The following is a 14,052-nucleotide window of genomic DNA, read 5'->3' as shown; positions in this document are numbered from 1 at the left end:
CGTGCCAGGCCGGTCACAAGAATGGATTCCGAGCATGTCCAGCACAGCGAAGAACGAGCGCCGCGTCATCACGGGCGTGGACCCCTCCGGGCCGGTTCCCGTCGAGTACCGGTTCTCCCACGCCAAGAACGGCAGCCGCCACCTCGTCGTGGTGTTCGCCAACCTCAACGCGCCCGACGAGTACGGGATGGGGGGCGGAATCCTCGAAAACGTGCGGTCGAACATCCTGTGGATCCGCGACTCCTTCGACGGTGCGAACAGCTACTACCTCTGCAAGGGGATGGATTTCGGCATCGAGCAGTCGGTCGCCGGGCTGATCGCGCGCGTCATGAACGCCCTGTCGCTGACACCGGACCAGTGCACGATGTTCGGCAGCTCCAAGGGCGGCAGCGCGGCGCTGCACTTCGGGCTGAAGTTCGGCTACCGAAACATCATCGCCAGCGCTCCCCAGTTCCGGATCGGCACGTTCGTCGTCAGTGCCATGGCGAACGCCGCCCGCGCGATGATGGGGGAGGTGACGGAGGACAAGGTGCGCTTCCTCGACTCGGTCCTCCCCGAGGTGGTGCGCGGCAGCGCCAACCGCGCCGCCAACATCTACCTCGTCTCCTCGCCGCAGGACCGGCAGTACCCGATCCACATCGAGCCGTTCCTCGGACTGTTCCAGGGCTACGAGAACTTCAACTTCATCTTCAACGACTCTCCCCTGATCTCCGGCCACGACAAGGTGACCACGCGGAACATCCCTTCCCTGGTGAGCCTGCTGAACCTCGTCTCGCACGGGATCACCCCCCGGATCGGGGCCGTCCGCAACGGCCTCGAGGAGCCGAAGCGCGATACGTCGGCGATCGACGCGTACCTGTCGGCGACCTCACAGGTGCGCGGGGACGACTTCCCGGCGCCCGTGGTGCTGATGCCCGCGGCGGACGAGCGGCTGCCGGCGCGGGCGATCCGCTTCGCGGGGTCGGCCCCCGGTGCGGTGCGGGTCAGCATCTGGGAGAACGGCAAGTTCCAGGCGTCCCCGCCGGTCGGCCCCGACGGCAGCTGGATCTGGGAGCGGGAGACGCCCTGGGCCAAGGGGCGGCACGTGGTGCGGCTCTTCGGGGTGGACGCGGACAACTTCCACTCGGGGCGCACCGAAGTGGTGTTCACCGCCACCGACGAGCCCGCCGGGGCCGCCCAGCCGCCCGTCCTGTCCGTCACCTCCCCGGTCCCCGGGCAGCAGGTGCAGGGTCCGGCGGTGCGCTTCACGGGCCTCGCCCCGGGGGCCGTGCGGGTGGACTTCCAGGAGCGCGGCGCGGGCCTGGGGACCTGCGAGGTGACGGCCGACGGTGCCTGGACCTGGGATCCGGCCTTCGCCTGGAACGAGGGCGACCACGTGGTCGAGGCCGTGGCGGTGGACGCGGCGGGCAACGCCTCCGCCTGGGCCTCCGTCCCGTTCGCCTTGATGAACGCCTACATCGTGCCGACGCAGGGCGGTTACACCGCTACGAGGTACTGAGCTCCGGGGCCTGCGGGACCTCCGGGGACTGCGTGACCGCCGGGGCGGGACGGCTCACCCGCATCACCAGGGCCCGGTGGTCGGAGGCCTTGGTCTCCACGACCTGGCACCCGGTGCGCGGCAGCGCCGTGAACAGGTAGTCGATCTTCGCCCCGTCCTCGTGGGTGCGGCGTCCCGCCCGGGAGGCGCCCTTCTGGTCGCACTCCTGGAACGTGGTGTAGGCCTCGGCCGGCCACAGCCAGGCGGTGGGGCTCCCGCCGACCGGCGGCGACGAGTTGAAGTCGCCGCCCACGACCGTGCGGTCGCGGTCGCGCTCCGACGCGGCCTCGAAGAGCGAGCGGAGATGGTCCTCCCGGAACTCCCGGTCCGGGTGCGCCGTATCGGTGCCGCGCAGCGCGACGTGTCCGTTGCACACCCGTACGCCCTGGGCCGGGACCTGGGCGCAGAGGAACCGCCGGTGCACGCCGGCGGTCGGCTGCCGGGTCGCCACGGCCTGCACCTCGGTGAGCGGAGACGCCGCCAGCAGGCCGGAACCGGCCTGCCCCCGGCCCTCTCCCGTACAGCCGACGGGCACGCTGCGGCCCGCCTCGTCCACGCTGACGTACGGGTCGAACTCGCTGTGCCAGTCCTTGCCCAGACGCCGGGCGGCCGCCAGCAGGTCATCGGAGCAGACCTCCTGGAGGAGCATGACGCGCACCCCGCGCCCCTCGGCCAGGGCGCGCAGCTGCTGGAACTTGTCGTCCGGGCCGCCCTTGTCCTCACAGCCCCACTGCTCCACACCGCACATGTTCCAGGTGGCCACGGACACCGTGTCGTGCGTGGCCCCGGGGGTGAGCGCCGACGGCACCGCGGAGCCGGGCGCGGACGTGCAGGCCGCGGTGGTCAGCAGACCGAGGACCGTCGCCACGCGGCCGAGGCGGCGCGAGCGAGGGAGCGTCCCGGTCCCGGTGTGTCTGTGCATCCCGCCATCATTGAGTACGGGCCGGTCGGACCGTGCATCGGGGGGACCGGAACGGCCGGGACCGGAATGGTGCCGTCCAGGGCCGGGGCCAGGGCCGGGGCCCGGATTCCGGGAGGCGGCCACCCCATAGAGTGGGGGCCTGGTGTCGAGGGAGGGTGCGGGCATGAGCGGTGACCGGGTGCTGTACGGGTGCATGGGGCTGGGCGGGAGCTGGGAGCCCGGACCGTACGGACCGGCGGACATCGACGCCGCCGAGGCGGCGATCAACGCGGCCCTGGACAGCGGGATCACCGCCTTCGACCACGCCGACATCTACCGGAGCGGCAAGGCCGAGGCCGTCTTCGGCGAGGTGCTCGCACGGACGCCGGGGCTGCGCGAGCGCGTCACCCTCCAGACCAAATGCGGGATCCGGCCGGCCGCCAAGGACCACCCGGGCCTGTACGACCTGCGCGGACCGAGCGTCGTCCGGCGCGTGGAGGAGAGCCTGGCCCGGCTGCGGACCGATGTCATCGACGTGCTCCTCCTGCACCGCCCCGACCCCCTCGCGGACCCCGACGAGATCGCCTCGGCACTGATGTCCCTGCACCGGCAGGGCCTCGTACGGCACTTCGGGGTGTCCAACATGGGGGCCGCGCAGATCGCCTCGCTCCAGTCCCGGCTCGACGTGCCGCTGGTGGCGAACCAGCTGGAGATGAGCCTGCACAGCCGGGACTGGGTCGAGGCCGGGGTGCTGCTCAACACCCCGGACTCCACGCACAACGGGTTCCCCTACGGCACGCTGGAGCACTGCCGCGACCACGGCATCCGGCTCCAGGCCTGGGGAGCGCTGGCGCAGGGGCGGTTCACCGGCCTCCAGCAGACGGCCGCCGAACGGGCCACCGCGGAGCTCCTGGCCGAGCTCGCCCGGCGCAAGGACACGACGCCCGAGTCGGTGCTGCTGTGGTGGTTGAGCCGGCACCCGGCCGGGATCGCCCCGGTCATCGGCACCGCCCGGCCCGAGCGGATCCGCGCCTGCCGGGACGCGGCGCTCCGCGAGCCGGACCTGACGCACGAGGAGTGGTACGAGCTGTGGGTCACGGCCAGGGGAGTCCCGCTGCCCTGAGCCGGCGGAGGCGGTGTACGGGCCGGGAGTGCCGGCCGGGGGGTGTGAGCCGGAGCCGGGCACGGCGGGATAGCCCCACCGGCACCGGCCGGTCTGCCGGATGGGTGCCGCGGGCGGTGCCAACAAGGCTTGCCCCATGACGACTTACCCGCGCAAGACCCTGATCCTCGCGCTCGCCGCCGTCACCGCGGCCACCGCGCTGACCGCGACCGCCGCGGCCCCGGCGGCCGCCCGGACCGGGACGGCCGCACCGGCACTGACCTGGTACCCCTGCGCCAGGCCGGGCGGTCCCGCCACGCAGGAGTGTGCCGAACTGCCCGTCCCCCTCGACTGCTCCGACCCCGGCGGCCGGCAGAGGCACTGCGCGAGGCCCTGGGCGGGGCGTACGACCTCGTCGCCCTCGACCCGCGCGGGGTGGGCGGGAGCACCACCGCGAGCTGCGCCCTCGCCCCCGCGGACCGCTACCTGACCAGCCTGCGGTCCTGGCCCGGCCCCGACGGCGAGATCGCCGAGAACGCCGCCCGTGCCCGCCGCACCGCCGAGGCCTGCGCCCGGAACGGCGGAGCCGTGCTGCGCAGCCTCACCACCGCCAACCAGGTCCGCGACATCGACCGTTCCCGGGAGGCGCTCGGTGAGCGCACGCTGTCCGCCTGGGGAGTCTCGTACGGGAGCTACGTGGCGCGGAGGACCGCTTCCGCGACTTCGCGGCCTGGGCCGCCCACCCCGACCGGGACCGGGACGGACTGAGGCTGGCGCCGACCGCACAGGAGGTCGGGCCGCTGGTGCTCGCGCTCGCCGCCCCGCTGGACCGGGCCCCGCGCGAGTCCACGACCGCGGGGACCCGGCGCGGACCCCAGCGCTCCCGCCGGAGCTCGCGGGGCCGCTGCGCGACGAGGACGCCGCGGTCGTGGTCGGAGTGATCTGCAACGACGTGGCCTGGCCGCCCTCGGCCATGGCCTCGTACCGGCGCGCGGTCCAGGCGGACCGCGCCCGTCACCCGCGCACCGCGGGCATGCCGGTGAACGTGCTGCCCTGCTCCTTCTGGAAGAGCCGCCCCGCGGAGGCGCCGACCCGGATCACCGGCGCGGGGCCGTCCAACATCCTCATGGTCCAGAGCCGCCGCGATCCGTCGACCCCGTACTCCGGCGGCCTGAAGATGCGGGAGGCCCTGGGCGGGCGGGCCCGGCTGGTCACCGTCGAGCAGGGCGGCCACGGCGTCTACCTCGGCAACGGCAACGCCTGCGGCGACCGTACGGTCACCGCGTTCCTCACCACCGGTCAGCGGCCCGCCGCCGACACGTCCTGCGCCGGCCGACCGGCCCCCGGCCGAACCCCTTCGCGGGGCCGGACCTCCAGCCGCAGGTCCGCGACGACGGGACGGTGGTCCGAGGCCAGGGTGCCGCCCACCCCCGCGGCCCGCACCCGTACGCCCGCCGACACGGCCACGTAGTCGAGTCGCTTCACCGGGTCCCGCGCGGGATACGTGGCACCGCCCGGGTCCGCGTCGCTCAGCTCGCGCCACAGCGGGGCCAGCTCGGGCGCCGAGGGCGGCGCGTTCAGATCCCCGAGCAGGATCTTCGGCCCCGGCGCGCCGCGCATGATCTCCAGGGTCTCGGCCACCTGCACGGCCCGTACGGAGGGCTCGGGCCGGAAGTCGAGGTGGGTGACGTACACGCGCAGCGGTACCCCGCCCACCGCCAAGGCGGCCTCCCCGAAGCCGGGGGCGGGAGCCGGCGCCCGCCCCGGGGCCTGGGTGGAGAGCCGTGTGATGCGGTGGTTCGTGAAGGACAGGACGCGGAACCGGGACAGTACGGCCACCCCGAACGCCCGGCCGCCGATGCGGTACACCGGGGCGAACGAGGCGCGCAGGCCCAGCCTCCGGCCGAGTTCGCCCGCCAGGTCGAGCCACCGGCTGCGGGCGCCCCAGCGGACGTCGACCTCCTGCAGCCCGATCACGTCGGCGCGCAGCGCGCGCAGGGCCGCCGCCTGCCGGTCCAGGTCGAAGACGCCGTCGGCGCCGGCGCCCGCGTGGATGTTGTACGAGACGACGCGCACCGGGACCGGGAACGACGCCGGGGCCGGGGGAGCGGGCGCCCGCGCCGTCGGGGGCAGGGCGGCGGCCAGCAGAGCCAGGGCTGCACGGCGGGTCGGCGTCACCGGGCGACCGTAACCGTGCGGGCCGCGCCCCGGCCGCTTCCCGCCGCCTGCGGCGGCGTGGCGGACCCGCCGGGGGCGGCGCGCGGTGGCTACCTTCCGGGACCATGAGCCCTTCGCACCGTACGCCCTCCCGCCGGGCCTTCCTGTCCGCGGCCCTGACGGGCACCGCGCTGGCGATGACCGACGGGGCGGCCGCGGCCGGGACCGCGGCGGCCGTGACCGGCTCCGCACCCGACGAGCGCCACCTGCGCCGTCTGCTCGACGGCATGGACCTGGCCCGGAAGGTCGGCCAGCTCTTCGTCGTGCGCGTCTACGGGCACCGTGCGGACGCTCCCGACCCGGTGGACGAGCGGGCCAACCGGAGGCTGCACGGGGTCGCGGACGCCGCCGGGCTGATCGCCCGCCACCACGTCGGCGGAATCGTCTACTTCGCCCACACCCGCAACATCCGCGACCCGGCCCAGGTCGCCGCGCTCTCCGCCGGGATCCAGCGGGCGGCGCTGGCCCTGCCGGTTCCGGTCCCGGTGCTGATCTCCATCGACCAGGAGCACGGCACGGTCGCCCGCATCGGCCGCCCCGCCACCCTGCTGCCCTCGGCGATGGCCCTCGGAGCCGGCGGTTCGCCCGCCGACGCCCGGCGGGCGGCCCGCATCGCGGGCACGGAGCTGGCGGCCCTGGGCATCCGGCAGAACCACGCACCCGTCGCCGACGTCAACACCAACCCGGCCAACCCCGTCATCGGCGTGCGCTCCTTCGGCTCCGACCCGCGGGCCGTCGCCGCCCTGGTCGCCGCCCAGGTCCGCGGCTACCGGGCCGCGTCCGTCGCGGCCACCGCCAAGCACTTTCCCGGGCACGGCGACACCGCCACCGACAGCCACACCGGCCTGCCCGTCCTGGACCGCACGCGCGCCCAGTGGGAAGCCCTCGACGAACCCCCGTTCGCCGCCGCGGTCGGGGCCGGCGCCGACGTGGTGATGACCGCCCACGTCGTCGTGCCCGCCCTCGACCCCTCCGGCGACCCGGCCACCCTGTCCCACCGCATCGTCACCGGCCTGCTCCGTGAACGCCTCGGCCACCGCGGGGTCGTGGTCACCGACTCCCTCGGCATGGACGGAGTGCGCGAGAAGTACGACGACGACGAGATCCCGGTGCGGGCCCTGCTCGCCGGCTGCGACCAGCTGCTCAACCCGCCCCGGCTGCCCCGCGCCCACCAGGCGGTCATGCGGGCCGTGGAGAGCGGCCGGCTCACCGAAGCGCGCGTCGACGAGTCCGTGCTGCGGATCCTGCGCCTCAAGCACCGGCTCGGGCTGTTCGGGCCGACGCGCACGGACCCCTCGGCCGTCGGGACCGCCGCCCACCTGGCAGCGGCCGACCGGATCGCCGAACGCACCACCACCGTCCTGACCGGACATCCGGGCCTGCTGCCGCTGTCCGCGGCCACCCACCCGCGGATCCTGGTCACCGGCGCGGCCCCGGCCTCGACCACGGGCACCACCGGGCCGCCCGTCGCCGTCCTCGCCGGGGCCCTCGCCGCTCTGGGCTTCACCGCCTCCACCGCGGGGGCCGAACGCGCCGAGGCCGCCGCCGCGGGCCACGACGCGCTGCTGGTGTGCACGTACGACGTCACGGAGGCGGACGACCAGCGCGCACTGGTCGCCCGCCTCGTCGCGACCGGCATCCCCGTCATCACGCTGGCCCTGCGCAACCCGTACGACATCGCCCACCTCGACGGAGTGGCGGCGAGCCTGGCGGCCTACTCCTGGTCCGACACCGAACTGCGCGCCGCCGCCCGCGTCCTCACCGGCGCGGCCGCGGCCCGGGGCCGGCTGCCCGTCCCCGTACCGCCGCTGTTCCCCCTGGGCCACGGCCTGACGTACCCGGCGCGCTGACCCGGGCCGACCCGCCGCCTACGGTGCCGCGGCCGCGGCACCCGCCTTGCCCTCGGTCTCCCGAGCGGCACGGCGGCGCAGCGCGTCCTCGTCGGTGTCCGCGTCGTACGAGATCAGCTTCGGCAGCAGCGCCGCGAGCACGGCCACCGAGGCCACGCAGGCGAGACCGCCGCTCCAGAAGGCGGTCCGGGTACCGGTCCAGCCGGCCATGGTGCCCGCCCGTACCTGGCCGAGCTGCGGGCCGACGCTGTACGAGAGCACCTCGATGCCGGCGAGCCGCCCCCGCAGCCCCTCGGGGATCGTCTGGTTCCAGATCGTGGCGCGCCCCAGCCCGCTGAGCATGTCGCCGGCGCCCGCCACCGCGAGGCACACGAGCACCAGCCAGATGTTCGCGAACCAGCCCGCGGCCGCGATGGCCAGCCCCCACACGGCCGCCCCGCAGACCACCAGCAGCCCGTGCCGGCGTACCCGCGAGGTCCAGCCGCTGGTCAGCCCCAGCACCAGGGAGCCCACCGCGCCCGCCGCGTACATCAGGCCCAGGGACCACTCCGCGTCGAGCTCGTCCGCGAGGAACGGGAAGATCGCGTTCGGGAACGCGAAGAACATCGCCGCGAGGTCGACGGCGTACGTGCCGAGCAGGACCGGACGGCTCCACGCGTAGCGCGCGCCCTCGGCGATCCCGCGCAGCGAGGGGCGCTCGGCGTCCCCCACCGGCGGAGCCGGCGCGAGCCGCAGGCACAGCAGGACGGAGACCAGGAATCCGGCGACGGTGACCGAGTAGGCCGCGGCGTACCCGGCGAACGCGACCACCAGGCCGGCCAGCGCCGGACCCGCGATCGCGCCGAACTGGTAGCGCAGCCCGTTGAGCGCGGCGGCGGCTGTCAGCTGGTCGTGCGGCACGATCCGGGCCATCAGCGAGTCCAGAGCGGGCCGCTGGAGCCCGGTCAGCGCCGAGACCCCGGCCGCCACCACGTACAGCGGCCACAGCAGCGGGTCCGGGAGCAGGGCGTTCACCAGCAGGACCAGTGCGAGCACCCCGAGACCGGCCTCGGTCAGCAGGATCAGCCGGCGCCGGTCGACGGCGTCGGCGAGCGCGCCCCCGTAGAGGCCGCAGACCACCAGCGGTATGAGCTCCACCGCTCCCATCGCGCCGACGGCCAGCGGCGAGTCGGTCAGGTGTTTGATCTGGAGCGGCAGCGCGATCATGGCCATGAACGAGCCGAAGAACGTGACCGTGCCCTGGTAGAAGAGCAGGCGGAAGTCGCGGCCGGAGCGCCAGGGGGTGAAGTCGGGCAGCACGGCGGCCCAGCGGGAAGTACTCACGAGAGGCCATCGTCCGTGTCCGGATCCGTTCGGGCAACGGATTTATTCACGATATGTCCACCCCGGACGGGCGAATCCGGGGCCGCGCGCGTGCCATCGGGGCTCCGCGGTGGCACCCATGGCTCATGCCGCCGGTGTCAGCGTTCCTCCGTACGGCCGCCTCGTACGCCTGGCGTCTGCTGGTCGTCGGCGCCGCCGTGTACGCCGTCTTCGCCGTCCTGGGCCGCTTCCACGAGATCGGCGTGGCGCTCTTCCTCGGCCTCGTCGTGACGGCGCTGCTCTCCGGACCCACCCGCGGGCTGGGCCGCGTCCTGCCCCGGTCCCTGGCGGTCGCCGTATGCCTGCTCGGCAGCGCGGCGCTGCTGCTGGGCGCGCTGGCGCTGGTGGGCGAGGCGGTGGCGGGGGAGAGCACCACCCTGGTCAGGGAGTTCCGCGAAGGTCTGGGCCGCATCGAGCGGTGGCTGGAGCAGCCGCCCTTCCGGCTCAACCCCGGGGCGCTGTCGGACGTGCAGTCCCGCGTCGGGCAGTACCTGTCGAGCCACCGCTCGACCCTGCTCAGCACCGCGCTCAGCGGAGCCGGCCACTTGGTGCAGGTGCTCACCGTCCTCGCCCTCGCCGTGTTCTCCTCCGTGCTCTTCCTGCACGGCGGCGACCGGCAGTGGGCCTGGTTCTGCGCGCAGCTGCCCGGGTCGGCCCGGGAGCGGGTGGCGGTCGCCGGGCAGGCCGCCTGGCGCACGTTCACCGGCTACACCCACGGGATCGTGCTGGTCGCGGCGACGAACGCGGTCCTCGTCGGCGTCGCCCTGTACTTCCTCGGGGTCCCGCTGGCCGTTCCCCTGGCGCTGCTGGAGTTCCTCGCGGCCTTCGTCCCGCTGATCGGCTCACCGGTCGCGCTCGCCGTCGCCGCGGTGGTGGCCCTGGCCGCGCAGGGGCCGCTGGTCGCGGGCGTGGTGGTCGCGCTGATCGTGGTCATCGGCCAGATCGAGGGGCACCTGCTGCACCCGCTGGTGATGAGCTGGGCGGTGCGGCTGCACCCGCTGGTCGTGGCGATCTCGGTGGTCGCGGGCGCCATCGCCGCGGGAGTGGTGGGCGCGGTCGTCGCGGTCCCGCTGGTCTCGGTGACCTGGTCGGTGCGCACCGCCCTGCGCGATGCCCGCCTCCGGAACTCGCCCTGACGGGTGCCGCACGTCGTGCACAATCGGCGGATGAGCGATGAAGACCCGTACCTCTGGCTGGAAGAGATCACCGGCGAGGCCGCCCTCGGGTGGGTCCGCGAGCGCAACGGCGAGACGGTGGCCGCGCTGACCGGGACCCCCGCCTTCAAGGTGCTGGAGAGCGCGATCCGCGAGGTCCTCGACGACGACGGCAGGATCCCCTACGTCGTCCGCCGCGGCGGCCACCTCTACAACTTCTGGCAGGACGCCGGGCACGTGCGCGGGCTCTGGCGGCGCACCACGCTGGAGGAGTACGTCAAGGACCGGCCCGTCTGGGAGCCGGTCCTCGACCTCGACGCATTGGCCGAGGCCGAGGGCGAGAAGTGGGCCTGGGCGGGCAGCAGGGTCCTGGGTCCGGACCACCGCCACGCCCTGGTGCTGCTGTCGCGGGACGGGGCGGACGCCTGCGTGGTGCGCGAGTTCGACCTGCGGACCCTCAAGTTCGCCGACGGCGGGTTCGAGGTCCCCGAGGGCAGGACCACCATCGGGTGGATCGACCGGGACGAGGTCTGGATCGGGGCGGACTTCGGCCCCGGCTCGATGTCGGGCTCGGGATACCCGCTCCAGGTGCGCCGCTGGCGGCGCGGCACACCCCTGGACGAGGCCGAACTCGTCTACGAGGGCCGGGCCTCCGACATCTCGGCCACCGGCTGGTACGACGACACCCCGGGCTTCGAACGGCACTTCCTGCACCGGCAGATCGACTTCTGGCACCAGGAGCTGTTCCTGCTCCCGGAGGGCGGACCGGCGGCGCGACCGGCGGCGCGGCCCGAGAAGATCGGCGTACCGGACGACGCCGGCGCCTCCGTCCACCGGGAGTGGCTGATCGTCGCCCCGAAGTCGCCGTGGCTCGGCCACGCCGCGGGCACGCTGCTGGCCTTCGACTTCGAGGCCTTCCGGGCGGGGGAGCGGGAGGCGACGGTGCTGTTCACCCCGGACGCGCACACCGCGCTCGCCGGATGGAGCTGGACCCGCAACCACCTGATCCTCACCACCCGCGCCGACGTCTCCTCCCGGATGGAGCTCCTGACCCCGGGACCGGGCCCGGGCGGCTGGCGCCGCGCGCCGCTGGCCGGGGTGCCGCCGCTGTCCACGGCGTCCGTCACCTGCACGGACCCGGACGTCGGCGACGAGTACTTCCTCAACGTCTCCGGCTACCTCCAGCCGTCCACCCTCTACCGGGGCACGGCGGGCGAGGGCGCCGGCGAGAGCGTGAAGCGGGGGCCGGCGCTGTTCGACACCGAGGGCCTCGACGTGCGCCGGCACTTCGCGGTTTCCGCGGACGGCACGAGGGTCCCGTACTTCGTCGTCGGCCCCGAGGACCGGCCCGGCCCCGGGCCCACGCTGCTGTACGGGTACGGCGGCTTCGAGATCTCCATGGTCCCGCAGTACAGCGCGGTCACCGGCCGGGCCTGGCTCGCACGCGGCGGGACGTACGTGGTCGCGGGCATCCGCGGCGGGCACGAGTACGGGCCGGACTGGCACAAGGCGGCCCTCGGGGCGAACCGGGTCAGGGCGTTCGAGGACTTCGCCGCCGTGGCCCGGGACCTCACCGCCCGCGGTATCACCACCCCGGCCCAGCTGGGGATCGAGGGAGGCAGCAACGGCGGCCTCCTCATGGGCGCGATGCTCACCCGCTACCCGGAGCTCTTCGGCGCCGTCGTCTCGCTCGTGCCGCTGACGGACATGCTCCGCTTCCACCGGCTGCTCGCGGGCGCCAGCTGGACCGCCGAGTACGGGGACCCGGACAACGCGGCCGACCGGCCCCACCTGGCGGACATCTCCCCCTACCACCGGATCCGGACCGGGGGCTCCGCGTACCCGCCCCTGCTGCTCCTCACCTCGACCCGCGACGACCGCGTGCACCCCGGGCACGCCCGCAAGATGGCCGCCCGGCTGCGCGAGCACGGCCACCCCGTCCTGTTCCACGAGCACCTGGGCGGCGGCCACTCCGGGGCCACCGACCACGAGCAGACGGCGTTCAACGAGGCGCTCGTGCACACCTTCCTGTGGGAGCGGCTGACCCCCGGCGCCTGACTCACCCTCGCAGCGACGCCGCCACCGGCAGGTGGTCGCTGGCGGTGGCCGGAAGGGTCCAGGCGGAGACCGGGGTCAGGCCCCGGACCAGGATGTGGTCGATGCGGGCCACGGGGAACCGGGCGGGCCAGCTGAAGCCGAAGCCCGCGCCCGCCGCTTCCTGGGCCGAGCGGAACCGTTCCGTCACGTGCGCCAGTGCCCGGTCGTCGGTGGTGCCGTTGAAGTCGCCGAGCAGGAGCGTGCGCCCGGCCGGGGCGGAGGCCAGTTCAGCGGCCAGCCGCCCGGCGGCCTCGTTGCGGCGGCCGGTGGTGAAACCCGAGCTCAGGCCGGCCCGTACGGACGGCAGATGGGCCACGTAGACGGTGAGCGGGCCCCCGGGGGTCTCGGCGGTGGTCCGCAGGGCGCTGCGCCACGGCACGAGCGGCACCCCGGCCGAAGCACTCAGGGGGTAGGTGCTCCACAGTCCGACCGTGCCCACCACCGCGTGGTACGGGTGGGTCGCGGCGAGCGTCCGCTCGTACTGGTCCAGCGCGGGCGGGGTCAGTTCCTCCAGCGCGATCAGCTGCGCGCCGGAGGCGGCGAGGGCGCGGGCGGTGCCCTCCGGGTCGGGGTTCGCGTCGTCCACGTTGTGGGTGACGACGGTGAGTTCCGCCGGGCCTCCGGTGCCCCGGTCGAGGAACGTGCCGCCGTGGAGGGCGGCCCAGGTGACCGCGGGCAGCAGGACGGCGGCCAGCGCCACCCGGGAGCGGCGCAGCAGCGCGGCCGCGAGCAGCGCCAGGACCGCCGCGGCGGTCCAGGGCAGGAACGTTTCGACGAGGCTGCCGAGGTGGGGGCCCCGGTCCGGGACCCAGCCGTGGAGCGGCATCAGCAGCGTCACGAGGACGGCGAGGGCGGCGATCAGCCGGCCCCGGCCGACGCGCGGGACGCGGCCGGTGCGGGGGAGGAACCGGCGGCGGCGCGGGTCCGTCGGCGTGTCTGCTTGCACGTTCATGACCTCGAGGACGTCCGCGAGGGGGGCCGAGGTTCTGGCCGTGCGCCGCCGCCTCGCGTCGGCTTTCTGCCCGTGCGCGCCGCCCTTCGGCCCGGGGCCGCGGCCGCCGCCGTCCCGGCCGCGGCCGCGGGGACCGCTACCCGGAGGTCCGCTCGGAGCCCTGGCCCGCGGCGCGCATCCGCCGCACCCGGCGGCGGCGCAGCAGGAGGCCGCCGGCCGCACCGGCCAGCGCGGCCGCGGCGACGCCCGCCGTGGTCCACCAGACGGTGTGGTCCAGGCTGCCGGCGGGCGCGGTGGCGGGATCCGAGGAGGTCGCGCCGGGGGCGGCGGCGGACGCGGACGCGGACGCGGGAGCCGATGCGGCCGCGGACGCCGGGGCGGTCGGCGCCGGTGCCGGTACCGAGGCCCCGGTGGTGGGCGCCGGGTCCACCACGGGTACGGAGACCGCGAGGTCGCCGTGTCCGAGGGCCGGGAACCCCACGTCGACGCTGACCTTCCAGGCGCCGGGCGGCAGCGTCTCGGCGGTGGTCCAGCCCGCGGGTCCGGCCGCGATGTCGCGGATCAGGCGCCAGGGTCCCGCCGTACGGGAGCCGTCGGTGCTGACGGCGTTCACGGTGGCGGCGACGGCCTCGTCGACGGCGTCGCCGTCGTTCTCCCAGGTGATGTCCGCGGTGACGTGGCCGTCCCGCTGCCCGGTCACCGTCACCTTCACGGTGTCACCGTGGGCGTGGGCGACGACGGGGGTCAGGAACATGAGGCCGACTGCGGCCAGCAGGGCCGGAAAAGCGATTCGTATGCGCATCGTGGCGGTGCTCCGGGTGGCTGGGGTGAGGGGACCGGCGGACGGCCGCGTCGTGCGGCCGTCCGCCGGGGGTGGGCC

At 75.0% G+C, this 14,052-nt stretch carries 11 protein-coding genes and 1 pseudogene; 6 read left to right on the top strand and 6 right to left on the bottom strand.

All coding sequences use genetic code 11. The features are described from left to right. Positions 1-34: 34 nt before the first annotated feature. Complete coding sequence (locus ACTVZO_RS03440; RefSeq protein ID WP_443296913.1) at positions 35-1,498, top strand: Ig-like domain-containing protein; 1,464 nt, start codon at positions 35-37, stop codon at positions 1,496-1,498. Here the strand turns inward: ACTVZO_RS03440 and ACTVZO_RS03435 are convergent. Beyond that, a complete protein-coding gene (locus ACTVZO_RS03435) occupies positions 1,485-2,459 on the bottom strand; it encodes an endonuclease/exonuclease/phosphatase family protein (RefSeq protein WP_443296912.1) in 975 nt (324 codons plus the stop codon). The genes ACTVZO_RS03440 and ACTVZO_RS03435 overlap by 14 nt on opposite strands. 163 nt (positions 2,460-2,622) lie before the next feature. Here ACTVZO_RS03435 and ACTVZO_RS03430 point away from each other — a divergent pair, with 163 nt between their 5' ends. Beyond that, on the top strand, positions 2,623-3,561 hold the full coding sequence (locus ACTVZO_RS03430; protein WP_443296911.1) for an aldo/keto reductase: 939 nt from the start codon (positions 2,623-2,625) through the stop codon (positions 3,559-3,561). Between the two features lie 144 nt (positions 3,562-3,705). On the opposite strand, the gene ACTVZO_RS03425 is transcribed toward ACTVZO_RS03430, so the two are convergent. Further along, a complete protein-coding gene (locus ACTVZO_RS03425; protein WP_443303425.1) occupies positions 3,706-3,858 on the bottom strand; it encodes a hypothetical protein in 153 nt (50 codons plus the stop codon). On the opposite strand from ACTVZO_RS03425, the pseudogene ACTVZO_RS03420 reads away from it, so the two are divergent. After that, a pseudogene (locus tag ACTVZO_RS03420) lies at positions 3,818-4,870 on the top strand (alpha/beta hydrolase); the annotation flags it as partial. The gene ACTVZO_RS03425 and the pseudogene ACTVZO_RS03420 overlap by 41 nt on opposite strands. Here ACTVZO_RS03420 and ACTVZO_RS03415 read toward each other — a convergent pair. Further along, positions 4,840-5,718 (bottom strand): endonuclease/exonuclease/phosphatase family protein, encoded by an 879-nt coding sequence (locus ACTVZO_RS03415; protein ID WP_443296910.1) that lies wholly within the window; start codon positions 5,716-5,718, stop codon positions 4,840-4,842. The pseudogene ACTVZO_RS03420 and the gene ACTVZO_RS03415 sit on opposite strands and share 31 nt — an antisense overlap. Positions 5,719-5,822: 104 nt before the next feature. Here ACTVZO_RS03415 and ACTVZO_RS03410 point away from each other — a divergent pair, with 104 nt between their 5' ends. Beyond that, entirely contained in the window at positions 5,823-7,607 is a 1,785-nt protein-coding gene (locus ACTVZO_RS03410) for a glycoside hydrolase family 3 protein (protein ID WP_443296909.1), read from the top strand. 18 nt (positions 7,608-7,625) lie between these two features. Here the strand turns inward: ACTVZO_RS03410 and ACTVZO_RS03405 are convergent, their stop codons facing one another. After that, positions 7,626-8,930: an MFS transporter gene (locus tag ACTVZO_RS03405; protein WP_443296908.1), complete on the bottom strand. Its 1,305-nt coding sequence runs from the start codon at positions 8,928-8,930 to the stop codon at positions 7,626-7,628. A gap of 125 nt (positions 8,931-9,055) precedes the next feature. On the opposite strand from ACTVZO_RS03405, the gene ACTVZO_RS03400 reads away from it, so the two are divergent. After that, the gene (locus ACTVZO_RS03400) at positions 9,056-10,105 is read left to right on the top strand and encodes an AI-2E family transporter (RefSeq protein ID WP_443296907.1); all 1,050 of its coding nucleotides are present in this window, start codon (positions 9,056-9,058) and stop codon (positions 10,103-10,105) included. Positions 10,106-10,135: 30 nt separating this feature from the next. Then, the gene (locus ACTVZO_RS03395; protein WP_443296906.1) at positions 10,136-12,181 is read left to right on the top strand and encodes a prolyl oligopeptidase family serine peptidase; all 2,046 of its coding nucleotides are present in this window, start codon (positions 10,136-10,138) and stop codon (positions 12,179-12,181) included. 1 nt (position 12,182) lies between these two features. On the opposite strand, the gene ACTVZO_RS03390 is transcribed toward ACTVZO_RS03395, so the two are convergent. Both ACTVZO_RS03390 and ACTVZO_RS03385 read right to left on the bottom strand, forming a co-directional pair. Continuing rightward, on the bottom strand, positions 12,183-13,172 hold the full coding sequence (locus ACTVZO_RS03390) for an endonuclease/exonuclease/phosphatase family protein (protein WP_443296905.1): 990 nt from the start codon (positions 13,170-13,172) through the stop codon (positions 12,183-12,185). Positions 13,173-13,308: 136 nt separating this feature from the next. Further along, complete coding sequence (locus ACTVZO_RS03385; protein WP_443296904.1) at positions 13,309-13,974, bottom strand: hypothetical protein; 666 nt, start codon at positions 13,972-13,974, stop codon at positions 13,309-13,311. Positions 13,975-14,052 lie beyond the last annotated feature (78 nt).

Origin of the sequence: Streptomyces sp. IBSNAI002 (assembly GCF_052244475.1) — a bacterium.
Classification (GTDB): Bacteria; Actinomycetota; Actinomycetes; order Streptomycetales; family Streptomycetaceae; genus Streptomyces.
This window is presented reverse-complemented; position numbering and strand designations above follow the sequence as displayed.

Bases quoted from the DNA above. Each gene is read 5' to 3' on its own strand.
- ACTVZO_RS03390 (WP_443296905.1), bottom strand. From the start codon at position 13,172: ATGAACGTGCAAGCAGACACGCCGACGGACCCGCGCCGCCGCCGGTTC.
- ACTVZO_RS03430 (WP_443296911.1), top strand. From the start codon at position 2,623: ATGAGCGGTGACCGGGTGCTGTACGGGTGCATGGGGCTGGGCGGGAGC.
- ACTVZO_RS03440 (WP_443296913.1), top strand. From the start codon at position 35: ATGTCCAGCACAGCGAAGAACGAGCGCCGCGTCATCACGGGCGTGGAC.
- ACTVZO_RS03410 (WP_443296909.1), top strand. From the start codon at position 5,823: ATGAGCCCTTCGCACCGTACGCCCTCCCGCCGGGCCTTCCTGTCCGCG.
- ACTVZO_RS03385 (WP_443296904.1), bottom strand. From the start codon at position 13,974: ATGCGCATACGAATCGCTTTTCCGGCCCTGCTGGCCGCAGTCGGCCTC.
- ACTVZO_RS03435 (WP_443296912.1), bottom strand. From the start codon at position 2,459: ATGCACAGACACACCGGGACCGGGACGCTCCCTCGCTCGCGCCGCCTC.
- ACTVZO_RS03400 (WP_443296907.1), top strand. From the start codon at position 9,056: ATGCCGCCGGTGTCAGCGTTCCTCCGTACGGCCGCCTCGTACGCCTGG.
- ACTVZO_RS03395 (WP_443296906.1), top strand. From the start codon at position 10,136: ATGAGCGATGAAGACCCGTACCTCTGGCTGGAAGAGATCACCGGCGAG.